Annotated in this window: 1 protein-coding gene; it reads right to left on the reverse strand. The window is 75.2% G+C overall.

Annotation, left to right across the window (positions count from 1 at the left end):
• A partial coding sequence (locus A5481_RS31405) for a PTS mannitol transporter subunit IIA (protein WP_156655680.1) occupies positions 1-210 on the reverse strand: 210 nt, incomplete at both ends.

Genomic DNA, 210 nt, shown 5'->3' on the forward strand with positions numbered 1-210 from the left:
GCGCCGCGGCGATCTCGGAGGCGTCCGTCGTGGTGCGCAGGCGCGCCAGCCGGGCCTCGTCCTGGATCAGGCGGGTGAGACGGCGCAGGACCGTGATGTGGGTGTCGGATTGCGCGGCGATCGCCACCACCAGGTAGGCGTCCTGCCCGTCGTGCCAGGGGACGCCGCCGGGGACCTGCAGCACGGCGAGCCCGCTCTCGCGCACCAGCG

Origin of the sequence: Methylobacterium platani, from assembly GCF_001653715.1 — a bacterium.
Classification (GTDB): Bacteria; Pseudomonadota; Alphaproteobacteria; order Rhizobiales; family Beijerinckiaceae; genus Methylobacterium; species Methylobacterium platani.